The organism is Bradyrhizobium erythrophlei (genome assembly GCF_042430365.1).
GTDB classification, from domain to species: domain Bacteria; phylum Pseudomonadota; class Alphaproteobacteria; order Rhizobiales; family Xanthobacteraceae; genus Bradyrhizobium; species Bradyrhizobium erythrophlei.
The window spans coordinates 1-26,360 of record NZ_JBHMET010000019.1 but is presented as its reverse complement, the minus strand read 5'-3'; the positions used below and the strand labels follow the sequence as shown (position 1 = coordinate 26,360).

The 26,360-nt window shown below is 64.8% G+C and carries 22 protein-coding genes; 13 read left to right on the top strand and 9 right to left on the bottom strand.

Annotated elements, in window-relative coordinates; translation table 11 throughout:
- Positions 1 to 33 precede the first annotated feature (33 nt).
- The 6 genes from ACFFWD_RS02620 to ACFFWD_RS02595 form a co-directional block, all read right to left on the bottom strand.
- Complete coding sequence (locus ACFFWD_RS02620) at positions 34 to 1,014, bottom strand: MDR family NADPH-dependent oxidoreductase (protein WP_376961157.1); 981 nt, start codon at positions 1,012 to 1,014, stop codon at positions 34 to 36.
- Positions 1,011 to 1,370, bottom strand: a complete 360-nt coding sequence (locus ACFFWD_RS02615) for a nuclear transport factor 2 family protein (RefSeq protein WP_376961155.1) — start codon at positions 1,368 to 1,370, stop codon at positions 1,011 to 1,013. Before ACFFWD_RS02615 ends, ACFFWD_RS02620 begins: the two co-directional genes overlap by 4 nt.
- On the bottom strand, positions 1,360 to 1,953 hold the full coding sequence (locus ACFFWD_RS02610) for a TetR/AcrR family transcriptional regulator (RefSeq protein ID WP_376961153.1): 594 nt from the start codon (positions 1,951 to 1,953) through the stop codon (positions 1,360 to 1,362). The genes ACFFWD_RS02615 and ACFFWD_RS02610 overlap by 11 nt, the downstream gene beginning before the upstream one ends.
- Before the next feature lie 144 nt (positions 1,954 to 2,097).
- Positions 2,098 to 3,009 carry an NAD(P)-dependent oxidoreductase gene (locus ACFFWD_RS02605; protein ID WP_376961151.1) on the bottom strand — a complete coding sequence of 304 codons (912 nt, stop codon included), beginning with the start codon at positions 3,007 to 3,009 and terminating at the stop codon, positions 2,098 to 2,100.
- 40 nt (positions 3,010 to 3,049) lie between these two features.
- Positions 3,050 to 4,300 carry a Zn-dependent hydrolase gene (locus ACFFWD_RS02600; RefSeq protein WP_376961149.1) on the bottom strand — a complete coding sequence of 417 codons (1,251 nt, stop codon included), beginning with the start codon at positions 4,298 to 4,300 and terminating at the stop codon, positions 3,050 to 3,052.
- 14 nt (positions 4,301 to 4,314) lie between these two features.
- Complete coding sequence (locus ACFFWD_RS02595) at positions 4,315 to 5,247, bottom strand: LysR family transcriptional regulator (protein WP_376961147.1); 933 nt, start codon at positions 5,245 to 5,247, stop codon at positions 4,315 to 4,317.
- Between the two features lie 120 nt (positions 5,248 to 5,367).
- On the opposite strand from ACFFWD_RS02595, the gene ACFFWD_RS02590 reads away from it, so the two are divergent.
- From ACFFWD_RS02590 to ACFFWD_RS02565, 6 genes are all read left to right on the top strand, one after another.
- On the top strand, positions 5,368 to 6,183 hold the full coding sequence (locus ACFFWD_RS02590) for a putative hydro-lyase (RefSeq protein WP_376961145.1): 816 nt from the start codon (positions 5,368 to 5,370) through the stop codon (positions 6,181 to 6,183).
- A gap of 87 nt (positions 6,184 to 6,270) precedes the next feature.
- Entirely contained in the window at positions 6,271 to 7,515 is a 1,245-nt protein-coding gene (locus ACFFWD_RS02585; RefSeq protein WP_376961143.1) for an ABC transporter substrate-binding protein, read from the top strand.
- 182 nt (positions 7,516 to 7,697) lie between these two features.
- A complete protein-coding gene (locus tag ACFFWD_RS02580) occupies positions 7,698 to 8,576 on the top strand; it encodes a branched-chain amino acid ABC transporter permease (protein ID WP_376961141.1) in 879 nt (292 codons plus the stop codon).
- Positions 8,576 to 9,553: a branched-chain amino acid ABC transporter permease gene (locus tag ACFFWD_RS02575; protein ID WP_376961139.1), complete on the top strand. Its 978-nt coding sequence runs from the start codon at positions 8,576 to 8,578 to the stop codon at positions 9,551 to 9,553. The genes ACFFWD_RS02580 and ACFFWD_RS02575 overlap by 1 nt, the downstream gene beginning before the upstream one ends.
- A complete protein-coding gene (locus ACFFWD_RS02570) occupies positions 9,550 to 10,281 on the top strand; it encodes an ABC transporter ATP-binding protein (protein WP_376961137.1) in 732 nt (243 codons plus the stop codon). Before ACFFWD_RS02575 ends, ACFFWD_RS02570 begins: the two co-directional genes overlap by 4 nt.
- Positions 10,265 to 10,969 carry an ABC transporter ATP-binding protein gene (locus ACFFWD_RS02565; protein WP_376961135.1) on the top strand — a complete coding sequence of 235 codons (705 nt, stop codon included), beginning with the start codon at positions 10,265 to 10,267 and terminating at the stop codon, positions 10,967 to 10,969. The genes ACFFWD_RS02570 and ACFFWD_RS02565 overlap by 17 nt, the downstream gene beginning before the upstream one ends.
- A 102-nt stretch (positions 10,970 to 11,071) precedes the next feature.
- On the opposite strand, the gene otnC is transcribed toward ACFFWD_RS02565, so the two are convergent.
- On the bottom strand, positions 11,072 to 11,728 hold the full coding sequence (gene otnC, locus ACFFWD_RS02560) for a 3-oxo-tetronate 4-phosphate decarboxylase (protein ID WP_376961133.1): 657 nt from the start codon (positions 11,726 to 11,728) through the stop codon (positions 11,072 to 11,074).
- A gap of 124 nt (positions 11,729 to 11,852) precedes the next feature.
- Here otnC and ltnD point away from each other — a divergent pair, with 124 nt between their 5' ends.
- From ltnD to ACFFWD_RS02530, 6 genes are all read left to right on the top strand, one after another.
- A complete protein-coding gene (ltnD, locus tag ACFFWD_RS02555; protein WP_376961131.1) occupies positions 11,853 to 12,764 on the top strand; it encodes an L-threonate dehydrogenase in 912 nt (303 codons plus the stop codon).
- A gap of 14 nt (positions 12,765 to 12,778) precedes the next feature.
- Positions 12,779 to 13,561: a 2-oxo-tetronate isomerase gene (gene otnI / locus ACFFWD_RS02550; RefSeq protein ID WP_376961129.1), complete on the top strand. Its 783-nt coding sequence runs from the start codon at positions 12,779 to 12,781 to the stop codon at positions 13,559 to 13,561.
- Entirely contained in the window at positions 13,558 to 14,835 is a 1,278-nt protein-coding gene (gene otnK, locus ACFFWD_RS02545; RefSeq protein ID WP_376961127.1) for a 3-oxo-tetronate kinase, read from the top strand. Before otnI ends, otnK begins: the two co-directional genes overlap by 4 nt.
- Before the next feature lie 179 nt (positions 14,836 to 15,014).
- Entirely contained in the window at positions 15,015 to 16,706 is a 1,692-nt protein-coding gene (locus tag ACFFWD_RS02540; protein WP_376961125.1) for a methyl-accepting chemotaxis protein, read from the top strand.
- Between the two features lie 385 nt (positions 16,707 to 17,091).
- A complete protein-coding gene (locus ACFFWD_RS02535) occupies positions 17,092 to 20,271 on the top strand; it encodes an efflux RND transporter permease subunit (protein WP_376961123.1) in 3,180 nt (1,059 codons plus the stop codon).
- Positions 20,258 to 21,463 carry an efflux RND transporter periplasmic adaptor subunit gene (locus ACFFWD_RS02530; protein ID WP_376961121.1) on the top strand — a complete coding sequence of 402 codons (1,206 nt, stop codon included), beginning with the start codon at positions 20,258 to 20,260 and terminating at the stop codon, positions 21,461 to 21,463. Before ACFFWD_RS02535 ends, ACFFWD_RS02530 begins: the two co-directional genes overlap by 14 nt.
- 99 nt (positions 21,464 to 21,562) lie before the next feature.
- Here the strand turns inward: ACFFWD_RS02530 and ACFFWD_RS02525 are convergent, their stop codons facing one another.
- Both ACFFWD_RS02525 and ACFFWD_RS02520 read right to left on the bottom strand, forming a co-directional pair.
- Complete coding sequence (locus ACFFWD_RS02525; RefSeq protein ID WP_376961119.1) at positions 21,563 to 23,086, bottom strand: acetyl-CoA acetyltransferase; 1,524 nt, start codon at positions 23,084 to 23,086, stop codon at positions 21,563 to 21,565.
- A gap of 138 nt (positions 23,087 to 23,224) precedes the next feature.
- Positions 23,225 to 24,358 (bottom strand): nitronate monooxygenase, encoded by a 1,134-nt coding sequence (locus ACFFWD_RS02520; RefSeq protein ID WP_376961117.1) that lies wholly within the window; start codon positions 24,356 to 24,358, stop codon positions 23,225 to 23,227.
- Between the two features lie 278 nt (positions 24,359 to 24,636).
- On the opposite strand from ACFFWD_RS02520, the gene ACFFWD_RS02515 reads away from it, so the two are divergent.
- Positions 24,637 to 26,295 (top strand): flavin-containing monooxygenase, encoded by a 1,659-nt coding sequence (locus ACFFWD_RS02515; protein ID WP_376961115.1) that lies wholly within the window; start codon positions 24,637 to 24,639, stop codon positions 26,293 to 26,295.
- The last annotated feature ends 65 nt before the right edge of the window (positions 26,296 to 26,360 follow it).

The following is a 26,360-nucleotide window of genomic DNA, read 5'->3' as shown; positions in this document are numbered from 1 at the left end:
GGTGTCCCTTGTGCTGGTGGCGGAAGGGGCGAACTAATTAAACGTCACGATCACCTTGCCGTCGATCCCGGTCTGCGAGGCTCTGCGGACGGCGCCCTTGATGTCGTCGGCACGAAAAATCGAATCGATCTTGGTGGTCATCTGGCCGCTGATCGAGACCCCATCCAATCGGCGATAGAGCGCTTCGATCGCCTCGCGAGGGGCGTCCATGAGGTATTTGGACAACCACAGGCCGCGAATCCGGAGGTCGTTGAAAACGATCGTCCCGGGAGCGACATTGGCGCGCTCCCCGCTTATCGCGCCGTAGATCGCAAGCGTGGCGCCCGGACCAAGGCATGAAGCGATCCGGTCGGTGGCGTTCCCGCTGACACAATCGATGCCGAGCGGGATCGTCGCGTTCTCGGTCGCGGCTCCGACGCGTTGGGGCAGGTCGTCGCCGTCGAGCAGCACCACGTCGGCACCCAATGCCCTCAATTCATCAAGGACGTCGGACCGCCTCACGATGTTGACGGTCTTGATGCCCAAGATACGCGCGAGCTGGATCGCCGCGCGGCCGACGGCTGAATTCGCCGCATTCTGGATGATCCAGTCTCCGGCCTTGAGCTCCACGAACTGGTGAAGCAACAGGTTCGCGGTGGCGGGGTTCACCTTCAAGCCGGCTTGCTGCACGACATCGCCGTGTGTCGATACTTTGACGACCTCGCTCGCCTTGAGCAGCCGAAATTCCCGCCAATTGTTTAGCGAAAGCAGGATCACGCGATCCCCGGGCACGAGATTCCCGACGTTCGCGCCAACGGCCGCTATCTCGCCGACGGCCTCGTTGCCGATCGCTGAGGTGGTGGTGTCGAGCCTCGGATAAATCCCCTGCATCGTCAGTAGATCAGCGGGATTGATCGGGAAGGCCAAGACCTTGACCAATACCTCGTCGGGACCAGTTCCCGACGGCGCCTCGGCATCGGCGTACACAACGACCTCTTCCGGCTTTCCGGCGGCAGCAAACTCGATCTGCTTCATGACGCTTTGCTTCCGCTGTCGAAAAAGCCCGTGATGTTCTGCAAGCGGCCGTTGCCAGCCACCGTCGCAAAGCTCCTCCCGGTCTGAAGGATGGAGCCGTCGGCACTTACCAGCTTCCATTCAGCGAGCATGCGGTCGTGATGATGAATCACCGAACGGATCTCGAACCTTCCACCTTTCACGCTCTGCTGAAACCCGCCCATATAGTCCGACAGCGCCTCGCGGCCTTCGATCAATCCATTCACGTCGCAATAGCTGCATCTGTCGGCAAGGCACGCCGCCAGCTCTGTCGTGCGGACGGTGGGTTCGGATGACCAGATGCGCGCGTATCGCTGCCACAAGAGATCAGGCGTCATTGGAATTTTCCTCCAGAACGTCGAATTCAAGATTGATGGCGCGGCGGATCGCTTTCAGGTCGTAGCCGCTGCGAATGAGAACCAGCACGCCCTGATAAAGCGCCAGCAACTTCACGGCCCCGGCCCGCGGGTCTATCCCGTTCCGGAGCGCTCCGGACGATTTCGCAGTCGACAGCCGATCCACAAAGAGGCGTTCCAGAATCCCGAAGCCCTTGTGGACGGAATGCTCGAGGATGCTGCGGTCGGAGCCGAATTCGATTGCCGAATTCGTGATCAGACACCCGAACGTCCCGCCATCGGGCTCGCGCAGCAACGACAGGAATAGCTGGCGGAGGCCCGACAGACCGCGCTCGGGCCTGGCGAACTCGGAGATGCGCCGGTCGAGCACGGCCTGCAGATAGTGCTCGAAAGCCGCGAGGAAGATTCCGCGTTTGTCGCCGAAGCTGTTGTAGATGCTTCCTGAGCTCAGCCCCGTCGCCGCCTCAAGCTCCGGGATCGAGACACCTGAATAGCCGTTACGCCGAAAAACATGCATGGCGCCCGCCAGCACTTCAGCTTCGTCATATGAACGGGACCTGACCATCGGAAGCATCTCTTAAATAAAATGACCATTATAGAATGACCGTTCTATTTTGAGCTGTCAAGATGGTCTGCGCCGGGCGCGCGCTCGAAACACTGTGCGATTGATGAAATCAGGTTCGCAGAGTCAGCGACAGCGGAGGAGGCTTTACCCCCTCACAATCCGCCGACAATGCTCCCATGCCGCGTGGATCAAGTTTTCGCTCGCCTCAGGCGTGCGGAACGCGGAGTGCGCCGAGAGCGTGACGTTTTGGATCTTCGTCAGCGGATGATCCTTCGGCAGCGGCTCGGTGTTGAAGACGTCGAGTCCGGCGTGGCGGATATGGCCTGACGTCAGCGCATCGATCATCGCCGGCTCGTCCACGATCGCGGCGCGCGCGGTGTTGACCAGGATCACGCCCTTTTTCATCTTCGCGATCTTGTCGCGGGTGATCATGCCGCGGGTCTCGTCATTGAGTAGCAGGTGGATCGAGACCACGTCGCTTCTCGCCAGCACCGTGTCGAGGTCGACGAATTCGACGCCGGGATAGCTCTTCGCCGATCGGTTCCAGGCGATCACCTTCATGCCGCTGCCAAGCGCGATGCGGGCGACCTCGGCGGCGATACCGCCGAAGCCGACCAGCCCGAGCGTCTTGCCGGTGAGCTGCATGCCGTCCTCGCGCAGCCAATTGCCGGCGCGCATCTCGCGATCCATCATCGCGATCACGCGCGCCGACGACCACATCAGCGCGATCGCGGATTCCGCCACCGCGGTGTCGCCATAGCCCTTGATCAGATGCACAGAGATTCCGAGCTCGGCGAGCTGTTCCGGGTTCATGTAGCTGCGGGCGCCGGTGCCGAGGAACACGACGTGCTTCAGCCCGGTGCACGTCTTCGCAACATCGGTCGGCAGCGCGGTGTGGTCCACGACGGCAATCTCGGCGCCGTCGAGCACCTCCGGATAGTGCTCAGGCTTGATGTCGGGATTGCGGTTGATCCGCATCTTGGGATCGCCGGGTTTCTCCAGCCGCTCCATGATGACAGCGAGCGATTCATTGGCGTCGACAAATACTCCACGCACGAAAACCTCCGCTTGATGGGGTGTTCCGGGATTGGGTTGATCAGGATGCGACGCCAGCGAGCGACAGCACGGTGTGCAGCAACACGTTGGCGCCGGCGGCGCAATCGGTCTGCGTCGCGTCCTCCAGCTCGTTGTGGCTGATGCCGTCCTTGCAGGGCACGAACACCATCGCGGTCGGGATCACGGTGTTGAGGTTGCAGGCATCGTGGCCGGCGCCGGAGGTGATGCGGCGGTGGGAATAGCCGAGCTGCTGGGCGGCATTCTCGACCGCGTCGACCAGCTTTGGGTCGAAATGCGTCGGCGCCTTGCGCCAGACCAGATCGAGCTTGACGTCGACCTTGCGCCGCGCGGCGATCTCGGCGACCGAGGCGCGCAAGTCCCGGTCCAGCGCGTCCATGATGCCTGCGTCCGCGCTGCGGCAGTCGACGGTGAAGGCGATCTCGCCCGGAATGACGTTGCGCGACGGCTTTGCGATCACGGCCTCGCCGATCGTGCCGACCGCCTTGGGCCCGTGCTTCCTGGCGATGCTCTCCAACGCCAGCACGATCTCCGACAGCGTCGCCAGCGCGTCGCGCCGCAGCGGCATCGGCGTCGATCCGGCATGGCTTTCGAAGCCGGTGATCTTGCCGTCGTACCACAACACGCCCTGGCCGGAATCGACCACGCCGATGGTCTTGTTCTCGGCCTCTAGGATCGGCCCCTGCTCGATGTGCAGCTCGACGAAGCTCGAGAATTTCTGGCGGCCGACCTGGGCAGCGCCGCGATAGCCGATGCTGTCGAGCGCCTCCGCCACCGTGACGCCCTCGGCGTCCTTGCGCGACAGGATGTCGTCGGTGGTGAAGTCGCCGACGTAAGCCGCGGAAGCCATCATCGCCGGCGCAAAGCGCGAGCCTTCCTCATTGGTCCAGTTGCAGATGCAGATCGGCAATTCGGTTTCGATGCCGGCGCCGTTGAGCGTGCGCACCACCTCGAGGGCGGCGAGCGTGCCGAGGATGCCGTCATACTTTCCGCCGGTCGGCTGGGTGTCGAGATGCGAACCGAGCCCGACCGGCGGCTTCGACATGTCGCGGCCCTTGCGCAGGCCGAACATCGAGCCGAGCGCATCGACCTGAACCTCGAGGCCGGCGTCCTCGCAGGCCTTGCGGAACCAGTCGCGCACCTGCTTGTCCTCGGCGCTCAAGGTCAGCCGCCGCACGCCGCCCTTTGGCGTTGCACCGAACTGCGCGGTTTCGTGGATGGTGCCCCAGAGGCGGGCGGAATCGATTTGCAGGTTGGTTGCGGCTCGGCTCATGCGGCTCTTCCCCTTCACGCGACCGTTTTTTCATGGCGCGTCGCCGCCGTGACGTCAACCGCTACGCTGCCTTGCGCGATCTGCCCGGCGAGATTGGCGACGCGTTCGATCGCGACCGCGTCGGGGGAGGCAAGCCAGCTTGCCGTGAAGGTGAGGGGCGGAAGCTTGAGGTCGGTATCCAAGAGTTGCAGCCGCCCATCGGCGAGCTCGTTCGCGACGATCGCCGACGGGATCACCGCGATACCGAGGCCTTCATTGGCCATGTGGATCACGGTTGCGAGCGACGCGCTGGCGTGGAGGCGGATCGGCGGCAGGTCGGGCCGGTTGAACAGCGCCCGTACGGTCTCGTAAGGCTGCGTCTTGCGCGGGAAGGTGATGATCGGAAACCGCGCCAGATCCTGCCGCGCCACCGGACCATTGCCGAGGCCGAGCGCCGGGCTCGCCAGAAAGCCGATCGGGTAGTCGCACAGCACACGATTGTGCACGCCCGACGCCGAGACCGGTCCAAGCACGAAGGCAAGCTCGATCTCCTGCGCGAGAAGGCGCGCGTTCAGGTTCGGTGTGATATCGACCTCGATCTCCAGCGACAGATTCGGATAGATCTCGTTGACGCTCTTGACGAGCCGCGGCAGCCAGGTGTGCACGATCGTCTCGGCGACGCCAAGCCGCAGCGCGCCGCGCATCGCCGAGCGGTCACCGATTTCCGCAATCATCTCCGCGCGCAGCCCGATCAGCTTCTCGGCATAGACCATCATCTGCCGTCCACTCGGCGTCGGCGATGCGACGCGATGGTCGCGGTTCAACAGCCTAACGCCCATCTCGCGCTCAAGCTGGGCAATGCGCTGGGAGATCGCAGGCTGGGTGGTGTTGAGCCGCTGGGCGGCGCCGCGGAAGCTGCCGAGCTTGACGACCCAGAGGAACGTTTCGAGCGAGCGGAAGTCCGTCATTGGAAGCGCTTTTCCGTTCGATAAATCAAGTTTATCGATTTTGATTAGAAAGGACGATTAGACATTATAGCACGCTTGGTGTTGGCTTGTCCTTGTCGAGATTATGGGCAGGAGGTCCCAATGACTGTTTTTGCGGCAGTGCAGCGATCTTCCGACGAAGCGGTGCTTCCGAGCCGGGAAGCCCGTTTGGCGTATCGCGGCGGCAAGGACGGCAGCACGGCTGGCGTCGCCAACGGCTTCGTCCAGGGCAATCTCGCGATCCTGCCGGAGAAGCTTGCCGGCGCTTTCCACCGATTCTGCCAGCTCAACCCGAAACCCTGCCCGATCATCGGCATGTCCGACGTCGGCGATCCCAGAATTCCGGCGCTCGGCCTCGACCTCGATATCCGCACCGACGTGCCGCGCTATCGCGTCTGGCGCGACGGCGAGGTCGCCGACGAGCCGACCGACATCATGAATTACTGGCGCGACGATCTCGTCGCCTTCGTGCTCGGCTGCTCGTTCTCGTTTGAGGAAGCGCTGATGGAGGAGGGGCTGCCGATCCGTCACATCGAGCAGGACGTGCGCGTGCCGATGTTCCGCACCAATATCGCCTGCAAGCCGTCAGGCCCGTTCGCTGGCCCCATGGTGGTGTCGATGCGGCCGTTCAAGCCGGCGGATGCGATCCGCGCGGTGCAGGTCACCTCGCGCTTTCCCTCGGTGCACGGCGCGCCGGTGCATCTCGGTCATCCGCATCTGATCGGCATCAAGGACATTGCAAAGCCCGACTACGGCGATCCGGTGCCGGTCGCAGACGACGAGATCCCGGTGTTCTGGGCCTGCGGCGTGACGCCGCAAGCGGTGATCGCAAATGCGAAGCTGCCGTTTGCGATCACGCATGCGCCGGGGTTGATGCTCATCACCGATCTCAGGAACAAGCAGCTCGCTGTGCTCTGAATAGGCAGTTCGTGCAATTCATTGAGGCTTTACCACGCGCTACAAGCGTCGCATCGATAAAAACAAGCTGACCAAAGGGGTTTTGGAATGACGATCTCCCGCCGTAACGTATTGCTTGGTGCCACTGCCGCCGCTGCGCTCGGTCCGATGGCTGCGCGCGCGCAAACCAATGAAGTGGTGATCGGCGTGATCTATCCGCTGTCGGGCGCCAGCGCCCAGATCGGCGTCGATGCGCAAAAGGCGTTCGAGACCGCCGCCGACATCATCAACAAGGACTACGATTTCAAGCTGCCGCTCGCCAAGGGCGAGGGGCTGCCCGGCCTCGGCGGCGCCAAGGTCCGTCTCGTGTTCGCCGACCACCAGGCCGATCCGCAGAAGGGCCGCGCGGAAGCCGAGCGGCTGATCACCCAGGAAAAGGTCTGCGCGGTCGTCGGGACCTACCAGAGCGCGGTCGCGGTCACGGTCAGCCAGATCTGCGAGCGCTACCAGGTTCCGTTCCTTTCGGCCGACAACTCCTCGCCGAGCCTGCACCGCCGCGGCTTGAAGTTCTATTTCCGTGCCGCGCCCCACGACGAGATGTTCTCGAAGGCGATGTTCGATTTCTTCGACGATCAGAAGAAGAAGGGCCAGAAGATCGAGACGCTGGCGCTGTTCCACGAAGACACCATCTTCGGCACCGACTCCTCGAATGCCCAGCTGAAGCTGGCGGCCGAGCGTGGCTACAAGGTGGTCGCCGACATCAAGTACCGCGCCAACTCGCCGTCTTTGACGGCGGAGGTGCAGCAGCTCAAGGCCGCCGATGCCGACGTGCTGATGCCGTCGAGCTACACCACCGACGGCATCCTGCTGGTGAAGACGATGGGCGAGCTCGGCTACAAGCCGAAGAACATCGTCGCGCAGGACGCCGGCTTCTCCGAGAAGGCGCTCTACGACGCCGTCGGCGACAAGATTCCGGGCGTGATCTCGCGTGGCAGCTTCTCGCTCGACCTTGCCGAGAAGCGGCCGATGGTCGGACTGATCAATGACAAGTTCAAGGACCGCTCCGGCAAGGATTTCAACGACTATTCGTCGCGCCAGTTCATGGGCCTGATCGTGATGGCCGACGCCATCAACCGCGCCAAGTCGACCGACGGCGAGAAGATCCGCGAGGCGCTGGTCGCGACCGATATGCCGGGCGACGTCACCATCATGCCGTGGAAGCGCGTCAAGTTCGACGAGTCGGGCCAAAACAACGACGCCGATCCGGTGCTGTTGCAGTATATCGGCGGCAAATTCGTCACGATCTTCCCGTCGCAGGCGGCGGTTTCCGAAGCCGCCTGGCCGATGAAGTAAGCGGCCCCGATATTTCCCTACGTCGTCCCGGGCAAGCCAAGCGCGACCCGGGACCCATAACCCCAGGCAGGCGTTTTTGCGATGATTGGCTCTTGTCCCTCCGACCGATGCATTTGTGGTTATGGGTCCTGGCTTTCGCCAGGACGACATCGGGGTAATGCTTTGACAGGAGCGCAACGCCCGTGACAGCGGAGACGATTATCCAGAGTCTGGCGAGCGGCCTGCTGATGGGGCTGCTCTACGGACTGATCGCCGTCGGGCTCGCATTGATCTTCGGATTGATGGACGTCGTGAATTTCGCGCACGGCGAGTTTCTGATGATCGCGATGTACGCGACCTTCTTCCTGTTCGCGTTCTTCGCGATCGATCCCTTGCTGTCTGCGCCGTTGGTCGCAGCCGCCTTGTTCGTGTTCGGCGCGGTGGTCTATCTATTGATAGTCCGCTTCGCCGTGCGCGCCAAAGCCAATGCCGGCATGGTGCAGATCTTCTCGACCTTCGGCCTTGCGATCGTGATGCGGGGGCTGGCGCAGTTCTTCTTCACGCCGGACTACCGCAGCGTCACGCATTCCTGGCTCGGCGGCAAGACGATCTCGGTTGCCGGCATCTATTTGCCGGAGCCGCAGCTCGTCGGCGCGCTGGTCTCGATCGCGGCCTTCGTCGCGCTCTACTTCTTCATCAACCGCACCGATTTCGGTCGCGCGCTCGAGGCGACGCGTGAGGACGCCGGCGCGGTGGCCTTGGTCGGCATCGACAAGAACCGCGTCTTCGCGCTCGGTTGGGGCCTCGGCGCGGCACTGGTCGGGCTTGCCGGCGCGATCATGGCGATCTTCTTCTATGTCTATCCTGATGTCGGCGCCTCCTTCGCGCTGATCGCCTACGTCACGGTGGCGCTTGGCGGCTTTGGCAGCGTGTTCGGTGCCTTCGCCGGCGGCATCATCGTCGGCCTGGTGGAGGCGACCACCGCGCTGATCCTGCCGCCGTCGCTGAAGTCGGTCGGCATCTACGCCGTCTACCTCCTGGTCGTCTTCATCCGCCCGCGCGGCCTGTTCGGATCGATGTGATGGATAAGCACTTCGCTCAACGCCGCCGTCGCGACCTGGTGGTCGCCGCCTGCCTCGCGGCTATTGCCGCGCTGGTGCCGCTGTTCGTTAAGGACGTCTACGTCCAGAACATCATGGTGCTGACCCTGATGTATGCGGCGCTGTCGCAGAGCTGGAACATTCTGTCCGGCTATTGCGGGCAGATCTCGCTCGGACACGCGCTCTATTTCGGGCTCGGCGCCTACACCACCGCGATTCTGTTCACCAAGTTCGGCGTGCTGCCGTGGTTCGGCATGCTGGCCGGCGGCGCGATTTCCGCCCTGATCGCGATGGCGCTCGGCTATCCCTGCTTCCGCCTGCGCGGGCATTACTTCGTGATCGCGACCATCGTGATCGCGGAGATCGCGCTGCTCCTGATCCAGAACTGGGACTGGGCAGGGGCTGCGCTCGGTATCGACATTCCCGTGCGCGGCGACAGCTGGCTGAAATTCCAGTTCACTCGCTCCAAGCTGCCGTACTTCTATTTCGCGCTGGCGCTTGCCTGCGTCGCCTGGTTCGTCACCTGGTGGCTCGAAGACTCCAAATGGGGCTATTGGTGGCGCGCGGTGAAGGACAATCCGGACGCGGCCGAGAGCCTCGGCGTGGTTGTGTTCAATTCCAAGATGGGCGCGGCCGCCGTCTCCGCCTTCCTGGTCGCCGTCGGCGGCAGCTTCTATGCGCAGTTCGTCTCCTACATCGACCCCGAGAGCGTGATGGGCTTCCAGTTCTCGCTGCTGATGGCCTTGCCCGCGGTGCTTGGCGGTATCGGCACGCTGTGGGGGCCGATGCTGGGCGCCGTGATCCTGATCCCGCTCACGGAGCTGACGCGCTCCTTCGTCGGCGGTTCGGGACGCGGCGTCGACCTGATCGTCTATGGCGCGCTGATCGTGTTGATCTCGCTGGCGCTGCCGCGCGGACTCGTGAGCGTGTTCTCCTTGCGCAAGGAGGCCGCGCGATGACCGCACTGCTTGAGACCCGCGGCGTCTGGCAGCGCTTCGGCGGCCTCGTCGCCAACAGCGATGTCTCGATCTCGGTCGGGCGCGGCGAGATCGTCGGCCTGATCGGCCCGAACGGCGCCGGCAAGTCGACGCTGTTCAACCTGATCGCCGGCGTTTTGCCGCCGACCCAAGGCTCGATCATCTTCGATGGCGAGGATGTCACCAAACTGCCGGCGGCCGAGCGCTGCCAGCGCGGCATCGGGCGCACGTTCCAGGTGGTCAAGAGCTTCGAGACCATGACGGTCATCGACAACGTCATCGTCGGCGCGCTGATCCGCAACACCGTGATGCGGGTGGCGCGCAAGAAGGCCTACGAGGTGCTCGAATTCTGCGGCCTTGCCGCGCGCGCCAATGTGCTCGCGAGCGACCTGGTGCCGTCGGAGAAGCGAAGGCTGGAGGTTGCCCGCGCGCTCGCGACCGAGCCGAAGCTCTTGCTGCTCGACGAAGTCCTCACCGGATTGACGCCGGTCGAGGCGCAGACCGGCGTCGAGCTGGTGCGCAAGGTGCGCGCCACCGGGGTCACCGCGCTGATGGTCGAGCACGTCATGGAGATCGTGATGCCGCTGGTCGACCGCGCCATCGTGCTCGATCTCGGCAAGGTGCTGGTCGAGGGCAAGCCCGCCGAGGTCGTCCGCAATCCCAAAGTCATCACTGCCTATCTCGGGGATCGTCATGCTGTCGGTGCGTGAAGTCACCACCGCCTATCAGGGCCTGGTCGCGATATCCGCGGTTTCGATCGACGTTTCGAAGGGCGAGATCGTCTGCGTCGCCGGCGCCAATGGCGCGGGCAAGTCGACGCTGCTCAAATCGATCGCCGGCGCCGAGCGGCCGCGCTCGGGCAGCGTGACCTTCGACGGCAACCGCATCGACGGCAAACCGCAACACGTCATCACCGCCGGCGGCATTGCCTTCGTGCCGGAGAACCGCCGGCTGTTTCCGCGGCTGTCGGTGCGCGACAATCTCCGGCTCGGCAGCTACATGTACCGCCGCGAGGCCAACCGCGACGCGCCGCTCGATCTCGTGTTCAACCTGTTCCCGCGGCTCGGCGAGCGGCTGGAGCAGCGTGCCGAGACGCTGTCCGGCGGCGAGCAGCAGATGCTCGCGATCGGCCGCGCGCTGATGACGCGGCCCAGGCTTCTGATGCTCGACGAGCCGTCGCAGGGCATCATGCCGAAACTGGTCGACGAGATCTTCCAGGCGGTGAAGCGCATCCGCGACGCCGGCATGACGGTCTTGATCGTCGAGCAGCGCATGGCGGAGTGCCTGGAGATCGCCGACCGCGCCTACATCCTGCAAACCGGCCGCGTGCTGATGCAGGGTACGGCGACCGAGATCAGCACCAATCCGGACGTGCGCAAGGCGTATCTGGGGCTGTAGCGGCTGACACCGTCATTGCGAGGAGCGTAGCGACGAAGCAATCCATCTATCCCCGCGTGGCGAGGTGGATTGCTTCGCTTCGCTCGCAATGACGGGGAGGGGCTAGTGCCCGTGTTCCGGCAATGTCAGCCCGAACACTTTGGTCAGGTCCGTCACCTGCTCCGGCGACAGGTACCGTGGGTTCAGCCCGCGCAGCAGCAGATAGAGCTTTGCGGTCTCTTCCAGTTCCTCGGTCGCGAACACCGCGGCCTCGAGCGTGTCGCCCGACACGACGGGCCCGTGATTGGCGAGCAGCACGGATGAGTACTTCCCGGCGAGCCCCTTGATCGCGTCAGCGACCGCGGGGTCACCGGGGCGATAGTAAGGCACCAGCGCGGTCTGGCCGCATTTCATCACGTAATAGGCCGTCATCGGCGGCAATGCGGCACGCGGGTCGATCTCGGGCAGCATCGAGAGCGCGACCGAATGGGTCGAGTGCAGGTGCACCACCGCGCGGGCGGCCGCGCGCGTCTGGTAGAGCGCGGTGTGCAGCGGCACTTCCTTGGTCGGGGCGTCGCCGGAGATCAGCCGGCCATTGGCGTCGAGCCGCGACATTTTCGCCGGATCGAGGAAGCCGAGCGAGTCGTTGGTCGGCGTCACCAGCCAGCCGCCGTCGTCGAGCCGGACGCTGATATTGCCGGAGGAGCCGGGCGTCAGGCCGCGCTCGAACAGCGAGCGGCCGAAGCGGCAGATGTCCTCACGAATTTTGGTTTCGATCATTTTGCGTCGCGCCTGGCCCGTTCCGGCGGCATCCCGTGTCTCGCCTTGTCTCATGCTTTGGCAGCGCGGCCAAGCCGTGATAGGCAGGCGGTAAAGCTGCCAGAACGTTTCGAGGAATCGCCGCATGTCCAGTTCCGCCAAATCGCGTGTTGCCGTCATCGGGCTCGGATCGATGGGGTTCGGCATGGCGACCTCGCTCAAGCGTGCCGGCTTCGAGGTGACCGGTTGCGACATCTCGGCCGATACCGTTGGGCGGTTCGTGTCCGAAGGCGGTAAGGGCGCGACGTCGCCCGCCGAGGCGGCCAAGGACGCCGATATCGTCGTCAGCGTCGTCGTCAACGCGGCGCAGACCGAGACCATCCTGTTCGGCGCCGATGGCGTGGCGGCAACGATGCCGAAAGATTCGGTGTTCATCTCTTCCGCCACCATGGACCCGGACATTGCGCGGCGCCTGGCAAGAGAGCTCGAGGCGACCGGCCGGCACTATCTCGATGCGCCGATCTCGGGCGGCGCGCAGCGCGCCGCCGAGGGCGAGCTCACCATCCTCGCGTCGGGCAGCGCGGCCGCCTTTGTCAGGGCGCGGCCGGCGCTCGATGCGATGGCCGCAAAACTCTACGAGCTCGGCGATGCCGCAGGCCAGGGCGCCGCGTTCAAGATGATCAACCAACTGCTCGCCGGCGTGCACATCGCCGCAGCGTCCGAGGCGATCGCCTTTGCCGCCAAGCAGGGCCTCGATATCCGCAAGGTCTATGAGGTGATCACGGCGTCCGCCGGCAATTCCTGGATGTTCGAGAACCGCATGCCGCACGTGCTCGACGGCGACTACGCCCCGCGCAGCGCGGTCGAGATTTTCGTCAAGGACCTCGGCATCATCCAGGACATGGCGCGCAACGCGCGCTTCCCGGTGCCGGTCTCGGCCGCCGCCTTGCAGATGTTCCTGATGACGTCAGCCGCCGGCATGGGCCGCGACGACGACGCCTCGGTGGCCAGGATGTATGCCCGCGTCACCGGGACAAAGCTGCCCGGCGAGAAATAACAAGAGGATCGCCAATGCCCCGCTTTGCCGCCAATCTCTCCATGATGTTCAACGAGGTCCCGTTCCTCGACCGCTTCGAGGCGGCGGCGAAAGCGGGCTTCACCGCGGTCGAATTCCTGTTTCCCTACGACCATCCGGCGGAGGAGGTCGGCAAGCGGCTCAACGCGGCAGGGCTGACGCAGGCCCTGTTCAACCTGCCGCCGGGCGACTGGGCCGCCGGCGAGAAGGGCTTTGCGGCGCTGCCGGACCGCTTCGATGATCTGCAGCAGAGCCTGACGACCGCGCTGCCCTATGCGCAGGCGACCGGCGTGAAGCGGCTGCATCTGATGGCAGGGATCGCCGACCGCAGCGACCGGCGGGCGGTCGAAGCCTTCTACAAATCCGTGGCATGGGCTGCCGAATTCTTCGCGCCGCACGGGCTCGATGTCGTGATCGAGCCGATCAATCCGCGCAATGTACCCGGCTATTTCCTCAACGACTTCACCTTCGCGAGCGACCTGATCAACGAGCTGAAGATCCCGAACCTGAAGCTGCAGTTCGACATCTATCACTGCCAGATCATCCATGGTGACGTGACGATGCGGCTGCGCGAGATGATGCCGATCATCGGCCACGTCCAGATCGCCTCGATTCCCTCGCGCAACGAGCCCGACGGGGAGGAGCTCAACTATCCGTTCCTGTTCGATGAGCTCGACCGGCTCGGCTATCGCGGCTTCGTCGGCTGCGAATACAATCCGCGCGGCAAGACCACGGACGGGCTCGCCTGGTTCAAGCCCTATGCGGGAGTGAAGCCGTGACGCTGGCCCTTGGCTGCATCGCCGACGACTATACCGGCGCCTCCGACCTCGCCAACACGCTGACGCGCGCCGGACTGCGCACCGTGCAGACGATCGGCGTACCATCAGACGATCTGGCGCTACCCGAGGTCGACGCGGTGGTCGTGTCGCTGAAGAGCCGCTCGATCGAAGCCGGCCTCGCCGTGACCCGCTCGCGCGCGGCCGAGAAATGGCTGCGCGGTCGCGGCGCTCAGCACATCCTGTTCAAAATCTGCTCGACCTTCGATTCCACCGACGCCGGTAATATCGGGCCGGTGATGGATGCGTTACGCGCCGATAGCGGAGACGCGATCGTGCTGGTGACGCCGGCCTTCCCGGAAACCGGCCGCACCGTCTACCAGGGCAATTTGTTCGTCGGCTCGGTGCCGCTCAACGAAAGCCCGCTGAAGGATCACCCGCTCAACCCGATGCACGATTCCAATCTGGTGCGGGTGCTGGTGCGCCAGAGCGAGACCAAGGTCGGGCTGGTCGATCTGGCGACGCTGACCCGCGGCGCCGACGCGGTCCGTGCCAGGCTCGCCGAACTCGCCATGGGCGGCATCGGCGCCGCGATTGCCGACGCCGTGTTCGACCGCGACCTCGAAACCATCGGACAGGTGGCGCTGGATCACCCTCTTTCGGTCGGCGCCTCCGGCATCGGGCTTGGGCTCGCCCGCACGCTGGTCGCCTCAGGCAAGGTCAGACCGGACGCCGTGACGGCGATGCCGGACACTGCGGTCGGCGGTCCGGCCGCCTGCCTCGCCGGCAGCTGCTCGCAGGCAACCCTGCAGCAGATCGCGAGCGCGGAGAGGGTGATGCCGGTGCTGCATCTCGTTCCCGAGCGAATCGTCGCCGGCAAGGAGGAGGCGCAGCGCGCGCTCGCCTGGGCGCGCGAGCATCTCGGGAACGGACCGGTGCTGATTGCGAGCAGTTCCAGCCCCGAAGAGGTTGCAGCCCTGCAATCGCGTCATGGCCGCGATACAGCCGGACATGCCATCGAGCAGGCGATGGCCGACATCGCCGAAGGATTGGTCGGGGCCGGCGTGCGCCGACTGGTGGTCGCCGGTGGTGAAACATCAGGCGCCGTGGTCGACCGCCTGCAGATCCCGGGATTCCTTGTTAGCGCGGAAATCGCTGCAGGCGTGCCGGTTTTGCGCGCGGTCGGAGTCAAGACTGGCGAGATGCTGCTCGCCCTGAAGTCCGGCAATTTCGGCGCGCGCGAATTCTTCTCCGATGCGCTCAAGTTGATGCGTTGACGAGCAATTGGGCTCCTCGTTTCGGTGCGCGATTTTGACTCCGTAGTTAAACGGGGTTCCAAATTAACCTAACCCTTAAGTGGCGCGGGCTTTGATGCCGGCGGCGTCCCGTCGCGCCGTTGAACTTCAGCCCGTCACGCCCAGGCGCCACGCGCGCCCAATCAAGAGATCCCCCCGCAATGCTCGCCAAAATTTCAATTCGCGCCAAGATCATCTCTGTGGTTGCGTTCCTCCTGGTCGCGATGATGGGCGTGGGCGTGCTCGCGGTTCAGAGCATGCGGGCGATCAATGCCAACACCGTCGACATCACGACCAACTGGCTGCCCAGCGTTCGCGTGCTCGGTGAACTGCGCGCCGGCGTCATCACCTATCGCAACGTGATCCGCGAGCACATGCTCTCCGAAACGCTGGAGGAGAAGCTGACGGCGGAAAAGACCCTGGCGACCGTGGTCGAATCCAACACCAAGATCCGCGCGGCCTATGAGCCCATGATCACCTCTCCAGAGGAGCGCGCTCTGTACAATCAGTGGGTCGACACCTGGAACAGGTACAAGAAGGGCACTGAGGAGGTGATGGCGCTGTCGCGCAAGGAAGCCGGCAAGATTCCGCACGAGGCGCATGAGCTGAACGCCAAGACCGTGAACAAGATCAGTATCGAGGCGGATGAGATTCTGCGCAAGGACATCGACCTCAACAACACCGGCGCGGACAAGGCCGCGAAGGGTGCGGCCGACAATTTCAGCTCGGCACTCATGCTGGTCTGCCTGATGATCGGGGCTGCGGTTGTCATCGGTGTCGGCGTCAGCTTCCTGATGGTTCGCGACGTCTCGGCCGGCATTGCCTCGATCATCACGCCGATGCAGGCGCTGGGCCGCGGCGACCTCTCGGCCAACGTCCCGCACCAGGGCGAAAAGACCGAGATCGGCGCGATGGCCGACACGCTGCAGGTCTTCAAGGAGGCGCTGATCGCCAAGAAAGCCGCCGACGAAGCCGCGGTCGCGGATGCCGAAGCCAAGATCGAGCGCGGCCGCCGCGTCGACGATATCACCCGCAATTTCGAGAACATGATCGGCGAGATCGTGCAGACGGTGTCGTCGGCCTCGACCCAGCTCGAGGCCTCAGCCGGCACGCTGTCCTCGACCGCCAAGCGTTCAGAGGAACTCACCACTGCGGTCGCGGCGGCCTCGGAGGAAGCCTCCACCAACGTGCAGTCGGTGGCGTCCGCGACCGAGGAGCTGTCGTCGTCGGTGACCGAGATCAGCCGCCAAGTGCAGGAATCGGCGCGGATGGCGGGCGATGCCGTCGGCCAGGCCCGCACCACCAACGAGCGCGTCAGCGAATTGTCGAAGGCGGCCGCCCGCATCGGCGACGTCGTCGAGCTGATCAACACCATCGCCGGCCAGACCAACCTGCTGGCGCTGAACGCCACCATCGAGGCGGCGCGCGCCGGCGAGGCCGGTCGCGGCTTTGCGGTCGTGGCGTCGGAGGTGAAGGCGCTGGCCGAGCAGACCGCGAAGGCGACCGGCGAGATCGGCCAGCAGATCTCCGGCATCCAGGCGGCGACGCAGGAGTCGGTCGGCGCGATCAAGGAAATCTCTACGACCATCGAACGCCTGTCGGAGATTTCCTCCACTATCGCTGCTGCGGTCGAGGAGCAGGGCGCGGCGACGCAGGAGATTTCCCGCAACGTGCAGCAGGCCGCGCAGGGCACCCAGCAGGTCTCCGCCAACATCACCGACGTGCAGCGCGGCGCGACCGAGACCGGCTCCGCCTCGACGCAGGTGCTCTCGGCGGCGCAGTCGCTCTCGGGCGACAGCAACCGCCTCAAGCTCGAGGTCAGCAAGTTCCTCGGCGCGGTGCGCGCGGCCTGACGAGATCGTCGTCCCCCGCGGCATCAGGGGCGGCTTGAAGACCTGAAATCGAACGTGGTGAGCCAGCCGGCTCGCCACGTTTTGCATTTTCGCAGACCTGATACGCCGGTTCTGCGTGGACGTGAATAATGTGCTGCCTCCGCCGATCTCCGGAGCAGGTCCGTCTCCTTCCGGCCGATAGTTTGGCGGTGGGCGAACTGCGTTGTGGCCACCAGGAGCGGTAGCACCCGCGGCCTCACGAGCTATGCCAAGGAAGTGAAGGCCAACCGCGTTCCCCGGGGTTGGCCTTTTTGCGCGCCTTGGGTAAATCGGCCTGAGCGGAACGGCCTTTTTGGGAACGCCGTTTGCTTTTGCCTGGGCGGGCTTTTTCGGGAACACGTCTTCAATGATCGCACTGGTCCGTATCGCGCTGAGCCGGCCATATACTTTCGTCGTGCTCGCGCTGCTGCTGCTGATCATCGGACCGCTGGCCGCGCTGCGCACCCCGACCGATATCTTCCCGGATATTCGCATTCCCGTGATCGGCGTGGTCTGGCAGTACACCGGCCTGCCGCCGGACCAGATGTCGGGGCGTATCACCACACCGTTCCAGCGCGCCTTGACCACGACGGTCAACGACATCGAGCACATCGTCGCCAACTCCTATAATGGCGTCGGTGTCATCAAGATCTTCTTCCAGCCCAACGTCGATATCCGCACCGCCAACGCGCAGGTCACCGCGATCTCGCAAACGCTGCTCAAGCAGATGCCGCCGGGCGCGACGCCGCCGCTGATCCTGAACTACAGCGCTTCGACGGTTCCGATCATCCAGGTCGCGCTGTCCGGCGACGGCCTGACCGAGCAGAACCTCGCCGATATCGGCATCAATCAGCTCCGCACACCGCTCGTCACGGTGCCGGGCGCCGCGATCCCGTATCCGTTCGGAGGCAAGCAGCGTCAGGTCCAGATCGATCTCAATTCGACCGCGCTGCAGGCGCGTGGCCTGTCCGGGCAGGACGTCGCCAATGCGCTCGCCGCGCAGAACCTGATCACGCCGGTCGGCACGCAGAAGATCGGCAGTTTTGAATACACGATCCAGCTCAACAACTCGCCGCTCAGGCTGGAAGAACTCGGCGACCTGCCGATCAAGCAGGTCAACGGCGCGATGGTTTATGTGCGCGACGTCGCCAGCGTGCGCGACGGCAACCCGCCGCAGACCAACATCGTGCATGTCGACGGCAACCGCTCGGTCTTGATGATGGTACTGAAGGCCGGCGCGACCTCGACGCTCGATATCATCGCCGGCATCAAGCAGAAGGTGGTCGAGGTCCGCGACCAGATGCCGGATGCGCTGAAGATCGGGTTCATCGGCGACCAGTCGCTGTTCGTGCGCGGCGCGATCACCGGCGTCGCCTTCGAAGGCGTGATCGCGGCGCTTCTGACCAGCATGATGATCCTGCTGTTCCTCGGCAGCTGGCGCTCCACCGTCATCATCGCGGTGTCGATTCCGCTGTCGGTGCTCGGCGCCATCATCATGCTGTCTTTGATCGGTGAAACGCTGAACATCATGACGCTCGGCGGGCTTGCGCTCGCGGTCGGCATCCTGGTCGACGACGCCACTGTGACGATCGAGAACATCAACTACCATCTTGAGCAGGGCAAGCCGGTCGAGCAGGCGATCCTCGACGGCGCCAACCAGATCGTGACGCCGGCCTTCGTCTCGCTGCTCTGCATCTGCATCGTGTTCGTGCCGATGTTCTTCCTGACCGGCGTGGCGCGCTTTCTGTTCGTGCCGATGGCAGAAGCGGTGATGTTCGCGATGATCTGGTCGTTCATCCTGTCGCGCACGCTGGTGCCGACCATGGCGAACTACCTGCTCAAGCCGCATGTCCATCACGACGGCGAGCCGCCGGCCTCGCGCAATCCTTTGGTCTGGTTCCAGCGCGGCTTCGAGGCGCGGTTCGAGCGCATCCGCGGCTTCTATCGCGGCCTGCTCGCGATGGCGCTCGGCCACCGTAAGGTGTTCGTGACCACCTTCCTCGCGATCGTCGCCGCGTCGTTCCTGCTGGTGCCGTTGCTCGGGCGCAACTTCTTCCCGTCGGTCGACGCCGGCAACATCCTGATGCATGTCCGCACCCAGGTCGGCACCCGCGTCGAGGAGACCGCCAACCAGCTCGCCGACGTGCAGAAGGCGATCCGCAAGCTGATCCCCGGCGAGATCGAAACACTGACCGACAACATCGGCATGCCGATCTCCGGCATCAACATGACCTACAACAACACCGGCGTGATCGGCCCGCAGGACGGCGACATCCAGATCAAGCTGAAGGAAGGCCACAAGCCGACCGAGGAGCATGTACGCACGCTGCGTGAGCAGTTGCCGCGGCTGTTCCCGGGCGCGAGCTTCTCGTTCCTGCCGGCCGACATCGTCAGCCAGATCCTGAACTTCGGCGCGCCGGCGCCGATCGACCTGCAGATCCGCGGCGCCAATCTCGACGCCAACTTCGCCTATGCCAACAAGCTGCTGAGCAGGATCCGCAAGATTCCCGGCATCGCCGATGCGCGGATCCAGCAATCGCCGAACAGCCCGACCTTCAATATCGATGTCGACCGCACGCGGGCGCAATATGTCGGACTGACCGAACGCGACGTCACAAACAGCCTCGTGGTCAATCTCGCCGGCTCGTCGCAGGTCGCGCCGACCTACTACCTCAACCCCGACAACGGCGTGTCCTACTCGATCGTGATGCAGACGCCGCAATACCAGATCGACTCCCTGAGCGCGCTGCAGACGCTGCCGATCACCGCAACCGGCGCCACGCAATCGCCGATCCTCGGCGGCATCGCCGACATCAAGCGCGCGACCTCGAGCGCGGTGGTGTCGCAATACGATATCCAGTCGCTGGTGCAGATCTACGCTACGACGCAAGGCCGCGATCTCGGCGCGGTCGCCTCCGACGTGCGGGCGCTGATCGCGGAGACCGCCAAGGAGGTGCCGAAGGGCTCGTCGGTGGCGCTGCTCGGCCAGGTGCAGACCATGAACAGCGCCTTCACCGGATTGCTGTTCGGCCTGCTCGGCGCGGTGGTGCTGATCTACTTCCTGATCGTGGTGAACTTCCAGTCCTGGTCGGACCCGTTCGTGATCATCACGGCGCTGCCCGCAGCCCTCGCCGGCATCGTCTGGATGCTGTTCACGACAGAGACGACGCTGTCGGTGCCGGCGCTCACCGGCGCGATCATGTGCATGGGCGTCGCCACCGCCAACAGCGTGCTCGTGATCAGCTTCGCGCGCGAGCGCTATGAGGAGCTCGGCGATCCCGTCGCGGCCGCGCTCGAAGCCGGCTTCGTCCGCTTCCGCCCGGTGCTGATGACGGCGCTCGCCATGATCATCGGCATGGCGCCGATGGCGCTGGGGCTCGGCGAGGGCGGCGAGCAGAACGCGCCGTTGGGGCGGGCCGTGATCGGCGGCCTGATCTTTGCAACCTTCGCGACGCTGATGTTCGTTCCCGTGGTATTCAGTATGGTACACAAGAAACAAGGCGCCAAAGCCGCCGCCTCATCGGAGATCCCGCATGCCGCCCACTGAACCGCGCCCACCGGTGTCGCACCGGAAGCTGGGCATCTTCGGCGTGGTGGCCGTGATCGCCGCAGGCCTCATCGTCGGCACCGGCATCCGCGCCCGCGAGGAGCAGGGCACGCGGCTGAAGGAATGGACCGACGACCAGGCCGTTCCGAGCGTTGCTGTGGCCCTGCCGAACGCGCGCGCACTCAGCCCCACCATCGACCTGCCAGGTCGGCTCGAGGCCTATTACCGCGCGCCGATCTTCGCGCGCGTGTCGGGCTATCTGAAGAGCTGGAGCGCCGACATCGGGGCACGGGTCAAGGCCGGCCAGGTGATCGCCGAGATCGAGGCGCCCGACCTCGACCAGCAATTGCTGCAGGCGCGCGCCGACCTCGCCAGCGCCCAGGCCAGCGCGCGGCTGTCGGAGGCAACGCTGAACCGGCGCAAGACGCTGGTGGCCTCGAACTTCGTCTCGGCGCAGGAGATCGACGAGCGCACCGCCGACCTCTCCAACAAGAAGGCCGCGGTCAATTCCGGCCAGGCCAACGTCGAGCGGCTGGAAGCGCTCGCCGGCTACAAGAAGATCACGGCGCCGTTCGACGGCGTTGTGACGGCGCGCGATACCGATGTTGGCGCGCTGATCAATGCCGGCGGCGGCTCGGGCCCTGCGATGTTCGTGATCTCCGATATCACCAAGCTGCGCGTTTACGTCAACGTGCCGCAGAACTATGTGCCGGCGATCAAGATCGGCGCCAGGGCCACGCTCACGATGCCGGAATATCCGAACCGGGCGTTCCAGGCGACGGTCGAGGCCTCCTCGCAGGCGGTCGACGTCTCCTCCGGCACCACGCGGATGCAGCTAGCGCTCGACAATTCCTCCGGCGAATTGATGCCCGGCGGCTATGCCAGCGTGAAGCTCAATTTGCAGCGCGACTCCACGCCGCTCAGCATTCCCGCGAGCGCGCTGATCTTCAACGCCAACGGCCTGCGCGTTGCGACGGTGGGCGCGGACGACAAGGTGCTGTTCAAGACCGTGACCATCGGCCGCGACCTCGGCAAGGAGATCGAACTGGCGTCCGGGCTTTCGCCCGACGACCGCGTCATCACCGCGCCGCCGGACGGCCTCGCCGACGGCGACAAGGTGCGCGTGGTCGGCGGCGGTGCCGCAAAGGGCAAGCCGACCACGGCGTCCGAAAAGCAGGACGTGAAGGGGTAGGGGCGGCCCCGACGCGTAGGGTGGGCAAAGCGAAGCGTGCCCACCTTCACGAGCGGAATGGTCGATGGTGGGCACGGCGCAAGCGCGCCTTTGCCCACCCTACAAAACCGCCTGCGCCACCCGCCATTCCAGCATGCCGTCACCGCCGGTGACGATCTCGCCCAGCGTGCCCACCGGCGTGCGGTCCATGTTCTGCAGATAGGCCAGCGTCTTGGTATCGGCTGCCGGGATGCGGCCGAGCGTGCGCCTGTCGTCCTCGGTGCGCAGCATGGTGACGCCGTGCTCGACCTCGCCATTGCCGCGATAGATCACGGTGAACGCCTCGACCTTGCCCTTGCCGCGCGCTTCGGTGGTGAACTCCGGTACCTTGCGGCGATTGCGGTCGGCTTCCGCCTGGACGCTGGTGTCCTGCCTCACGGCCGCTTTCGGCGCCTCGCGCGACAGCACGAGGCCGTGATGCTTGGTGACGAAGCCGCCCTGGCCGTAGAGCAGGCCGAGCTTGCCGCCGCTACGGAGCTTGCGCACCATCGCGCAGGCGGCGTGCGTCATGTAGGTGTTGAGCGGCGCGCCGAAGAAGGTGAGGCCGCCCGTCACCGTCGGCTGCACATCGGGCCCGAGGCCGAGCGTGCGCCGCGCCATCTTGGGCACGCAGGGGAAGCAGCTATAGAGCTCGATCGCATCGAACTTCCGGCCGTCACCCTCGACGAGATCCATCACCGCCTTCAGCACCGCGGTCTGCGAATGGCTTTCGACGAACTGGTCGCGGATCAGATAGTCACGCGGCTCTTCGGCCGAGGCGCCGCCGAGCGGATAGATTAGGCGGTCCTCAGGCACGCCGGCCGCGCGCGCCTTCGCAAGGCTCGTGAGGATCAGCGCGCCGCCCATGTTCACGGTCGGGTTCGCCACCATCAACTTTGTATAGGGCCAGGCGATCAGCCGGTTGTCCGGCGTCGGCGTCGTGATCTCCTCTCCGGTGAAACGCTTCTTCAGCCAGGAGTTCGGATTGTCGGCCGCAACCCGCGCATAGGTCGACCACAAGTCGCCCGATTCCTTCAGCGCCTCGCGCGGTGTCTGGCCCCAATGCGCTGATGTCGCGGACTCGTAGAGCGGATAGACCGTGATCGGCCGAAAGACGCCGAGCGTCACGGCAAGCGGCTTCTGGAACGCCGCGCCGCGTTTCGGCTCCTCGACGTCATGGGCGAACGGCGTCCAGGGCAATTCGACGCCGGCGCGCTGCGCTTTCGTCGCGGTCGACTGCGCCTCGGCGCCGCAGACCGCGGCGACGCTGCATTCGCCGCGCGCGATGCGCTGCGCCGCCTCGTGCAGATAGCGGATCGGGCTCTCGCCGCCGACCGGGCCGTAATAGAGATGTGCCGGCGCAATGCCGAGGCGCGCGGCGAGCTGCTTCTCGGGGTCGCGGTAGCGCCAGCTCAGGAAGTTGACGATGTCGAGCGACTGGATCTCGCCGAGCAGCTTCGCGCCGCTATCGGCCTCCGCGCGCTTCAGCGCCTCTTCGAGCAACGTCAGCGGCTCGAGGCCGGCGGCGATGTCCTTCGGGCGATCGACGATCTCGCCGACGCCGACGATGACGGGGATGCGGTCTGCGGGGAGGCTGTTCGACATTCTTGTTGTTTCACTCTGAGATGTTGGACTCGATGCATAGTAGTTCGTCATTGCGAGCGAAGCGAAGCAATCCATGCCTCGGCTCGGGGATAGATGGATTGCTTCGTCGCTTCGCTCCTCGCAATGACGGGGAAAGACCTACTCCGTCACCAGCGCGTTCATGTGTTCGACGGCTTCGATGAAATCTTCCTTGAATTCCTGCACCACGGCGCCGGCCGATTTCACGCTGTCGATAAGGCCGACGCCCTGGCCCACGAAATAGCTGACGAGGTCGCGCGCCTTGGTGTTGCCGGCATCCGCCGCACGGTCGATCGCGTTGAAGGCGTCGCCGCTGATGATGCTCTGCAGCGGCATCGGCAGCGCGCCGGGGCTGTCGGGCGAGCGGTCCCAGGCATCGGTCCACACCGAGCGGAGTTGTCGCGCCGGCTTGCCGGTGCGGCCCCTGGAGCGGATCGCGTCGCGCGAGGACGCCGCGATCATCTTCTCGCGGAAAATCTCCGAGGTCTCCGATTCCACGGTCGCGAGCCACACCGAGCCGGTCCAGGCGCCGGCGGCGCCCATCGCCATGCAGGCCGCCATCTGCTTGCCCGTCATGATGCCGCCGGCGGCGAGCACCGGCACGTCGCGGATCTTCTTGACCGCCTTGATCACCTCGGGGACCAGCACCATGGTCGAGACCTCGCCGCAATGGCCGCCGGCCTCGGTGCCCTGCACGACCAGGATGTCGACGCCGGCTGCGACCTGGCGCAGCGCATGCTCCTTGGCGCCGACGAGGGCCGCGACCGGCACGCCGTGCTTCTTGCCACGATCGATCATCGCCTTCGGCGGCACGCCGAGCGCGTTGGCGATCAGCCGGATCGGGTGGCGGAACGAGACGTCCAGCAGTTCGAGCGCGGTCTCGGCATCGAACGGCTGCGGCTGATTGTCGGCGACGTTTCTCGCCGTGAGCTCGATGTCGTATTTTTTCAGGAGATTGCGGGTGAAGTCGCGATGCTCCTGCGAGACGCGCTTCTCCAGGCTCTTCCAGGTGACGTTCTTCTCGCCGGCGGTTGCGATATTCTCGGGGATCAGCACGTCGATGCCGTAGGGCTTGCCGTCGACATGGTCATCGATCCATTTCAGCTCCTGCTCCAGCGTCTCCGGCGAGTGCCGGGTCGCGCCCAATACGCCGAAGCCGCCGGCGCGGCTGACGGCGGCCACCACGTCGCGGCAATGGCTGAAGGCGAGCAGCGGGAATTCAATTCCCAGCATGTCGCAGATCGGTGATTTCATGGACCCTGTCCTCTCCCGGCGACAGCTTCGAAGGCTGTCTTGTTGTTGTGGACGGCAAACACCTGTCGCGACGCTAGCCCATCAGGAACGGTCAAGCCAAGCGGGTTCAGTCGCGGCCATCTTGCGTGCAGGCGCTGCGGAGAGCGCCCGTCGCGTAGCGTATTCCGCAACACAAAATATACGCAGGCTGACGCCTGTGCATTGGCCTCTTGCGCTTTCGCGCGTCGCAGAGAATGCTGATCGGCAAATCGACAAGAATCTTTTGGGAGCTTCGATCCATGTCCGCTCAACCATCCGCCAGCAGCGCTGGGTCCGCGCATTACGATGTCGTTGTGGTCGGTGCCGGCTTTGCCGGTATGTACATGCTGCACCGGCTGCGCGGCCTCGGTTTCTCCGCGCGCGTCTTTGAGCAGGGCAGCGGCGTCGGCGGCACCTGGTACTGGAACCGCTATCCCGGCGCGCGCTGCGACGTCGAGAGCATGCAGTATTCCTATTCTTTTTCCGACGAGCTGCAGCAGGAGTGGAATTGGAGCGAGCGCTATGCGCCGCAGCCCGAGATCCTCAGCTACGCCAACCATGTTGCCGACCGTTTTGATCTGCGGCGCGATATCCAGTTCGATACACGCGTGGAGGGCGCCACATTTGATGAGCGCAACAACACCTGGTCGGTGACGACGTCGGACGGCAAGACGGTGACGGCACGCTTCGTCGTGCTCGCGACCGGCTGCCTGTCGAACGCGCGCAAGCCCGATATCAGGGGCCTCGATCGCTTCAAGGGTAAGGTCTATCACACCGGCCACTGGCCGCATGAGGCGGTGGACTTCACAGGCCTGCGCGTCGGCGTGATCGGCACCGGATCGTCAGGCATCCAGTCGGTGCCCATGATCGCCGAGCAGGCGAAGCACGTCACCGTATTCCAGCGCACCGCGCAGTTCTCGATCCCCGCGCGCAACGCCCAACTGACGGATGAGGAGCGCAACTGGTTCCGCGCCAACTATCCCGAGATCAGGCGCTTCGCCCGCGAGCAGGCGAAGAACGGCATCTACACCGATTTGCCCGATCGCGGCGCACTCGACGACGGCGACAACGAGCGCCGATCGAAATACGAGGCGCGCTGGCAGCGCGGCGGGCTGACCTTTATGACCGTCTACAACAACCTCGCGCTCGATGTCGCCGCCAACGACACCGCGGCCGACTTCGTGCGCGGCAAGATCGCCGAGATTGTCAAGGATCCCGCCACCGCAAGGCTGCTGCAGCCGAACAATCACCCGATCGGCTCCAAGCGCATCTGCATCGACACCGACTATTTCGCGACCTTCAACCGGCCGAACGTGACGCTGGTCGACATCAAGACCAATCCGATCGAGGAGATCACCGAAAGCGCCGTGCGCACCGGCGGCAGGGACGTCGAGCTCGATGCGCTGGTGCTGGCGACCGGCTTCGACGCGATGACCGGCTCGGTCGCGAAGATCGACATCAGCGGCCGCGGCGGCCAGACGCTGAACCGGAAATGGGCGGAAGGGCCACGCACCTATCTCGGCCTGATGAGCGCGGGCTTTCCCAACCTCTTCGTCATCACTGGCCCCGGCAGCCCGTCGGTGCTGTCGAACATGATCGTGTCGATCGAGCAGCATGTCGACTGGATCGGCGATTGCCTGAGCTTCATGCGCGACAACGGCCTCGAGGCGATGGAGGCGGAGCGCGACGCCGAGGACAAATGGGTCGCCCATGTCAACGAGGTGGCCGCCTCGACGCTCTATCCGCAGGCCGATTCCTGGTACATGGGTGCCAACATCCCCGGCAAGCCGCGCATCTTCATGCCCTATATCGGCGGCGTCGGCCCCTACCGGCAGATCTGCAATGACGTCGCGGCGAGGGGGTATGAGGGGTTCGCGATGACAGGGGCGGAAGAGCAGCGAAAAGTAGCGAGATCCTGAACCCCTGTAGATACCATGAGGCGGTGAGCATGTCCTTTCCGATAGGTTTGGGTTTCCAACACTCG

Excerpts from the sequence above, each read along its gene's own strand:
- otnI (WP_376961129.1), top strand. The coding sequence starts at position 12,779 with ATGCCCCGCTTTGCCGCCAATCTCTCCATGATGTTCAACGAGGTCCCG.
- ACFFWD_RS02515 (WP_376961115.1), top strand. The coding sequence starts at position 24,637 with ATGTCCGCTCAACCATCCGCCAGCAGCGCTGGGTCCGCGCATTACGAT.
- ACFFWD_RS02610 (WP_376961153.1), bottom strand. The coding sequence starts at position 1,953 with ATGGTCAGGTCCCGTTCATATGACGAAGCTGAAGTGCTGGCGGGCGCC.
- ACFFWD_RS02590 (WP_376961145.1), top strand. The coding sequence starts at position 5,368 with ATGACTGTTTTTGCGGCAGTGCAGCGATCTTCCGACGAAGCGGTGCTT.
- ACFFWD_RS02585 (WP_376961143.1), top strand. The coding sequence starts at position 6,271 with ATGACGATCTCCCGCCGTAACGTATTGCTTGGTGCCACTGCCGCCGCT.
- ACFFWD_RS02530 (WP_376961121.1), top strand. The coding sequence starts at position 20,258 with ATGCCGCCCACTGAACCGCGCCCACCGGTGTCGCACCGGAAGCTGGGC.
- ACFFWD_RS02600 (WP_376961149.1), bottom strand. The coding sequence starts at position 4,300 with ATGAGCCGAGCCGCAACCAACCTGCAAATCGATTCCGCCCGCCTCTGG.
- ACFFWD_RS02570 (WP_376961137.1), top strand. The coding sequence starts at position 9,550 with ATGACCGCACTGCTTGAGACCCGCGGCGTCTGGCAGCGCTTCGGCGGC.
- ACFFWD_RS02575 (WP_376961139.1), top strand. The coding sequence starts at position 8,576 with ATGGATAAGCACTTCGCTCAACGCCGCCGTCGCGACCTGGTGGTCGCC.
- ACFFWD_RS02535 (WP_376961123.1), top strand. The coding sequence starts at position 17,092 with ATGATCGCACTGGTCCGTATCGCGCTGAGCCGGCCATATACTTTCGTC.
- ACFFWD_RS02615 (WP_376961155.1), bottom strand. The coding sequence starts at position 1,370 with ATGACGCCTGATCTCTTGTGGCAGCGATACGCGCGCATCTGGTCATCC.
- otnC (WP_376961133.1), bottom strand. The coding sequence starts at position 11,728 with ATGATCGAAACCAAAATTCGTGAGGACATCTGCCGCTTCGGCCGCTCG.
- ACFFWD_RS02520 (WP_376961117.1), bottom strand. The coding sequence starts at position 24,358 with ATGAAATCACCGATCTGCGACATGCTGGGAATTGAATTCCCGCTGCTC.
- ACFFWD_RS02595 (WP_376961147.1), bottom strand. The coding sequence starts at position 5,247 with ATGACGGACTTCCGCTCGCTCGAAACGTTCCTCTGGGTCGTCAAGCTC.
- ACFFWD_RS02565 (WP_376961135.1), top strand. The coding sequence starts at position 10,265 with ATGCTGTCGGTGCGTGAAGTCACCACCGCCTATCAGGGCCTGGTCGCG.
- ACFFWD_RS02540 (WP_376961125.1), top strand. The coding sequence starts at position 15,015 with ATGCTCGCCAAAATTTCAATTCGCGCCAAGATCATCTCTGTGGTTGCG.
- ACFFWD_RS02525 (WP_376961119.1), bottom strand. The coding sequence starts at position 23,086 with ATGTCGAACAGCCTCCCCGCAGACCGCATCCCCGTCATCGTCGGCGTC.
- ltnD (WP_376961131.1), top strand. The coding sequence starts at position 11,853 with ATGTCCAGTTCCGCCAAATCGCGTGTTGCCGTCATCGGGCTCGGATCG.
- ACFFWD_RS02620 (WP_376961157.1), bottom strand. The coding sequence starts at position 1,014 with ATGAAGCAGATCGAGTTTGCTGCCGCCGGAAAGCCGGAAGAGGTCGTT.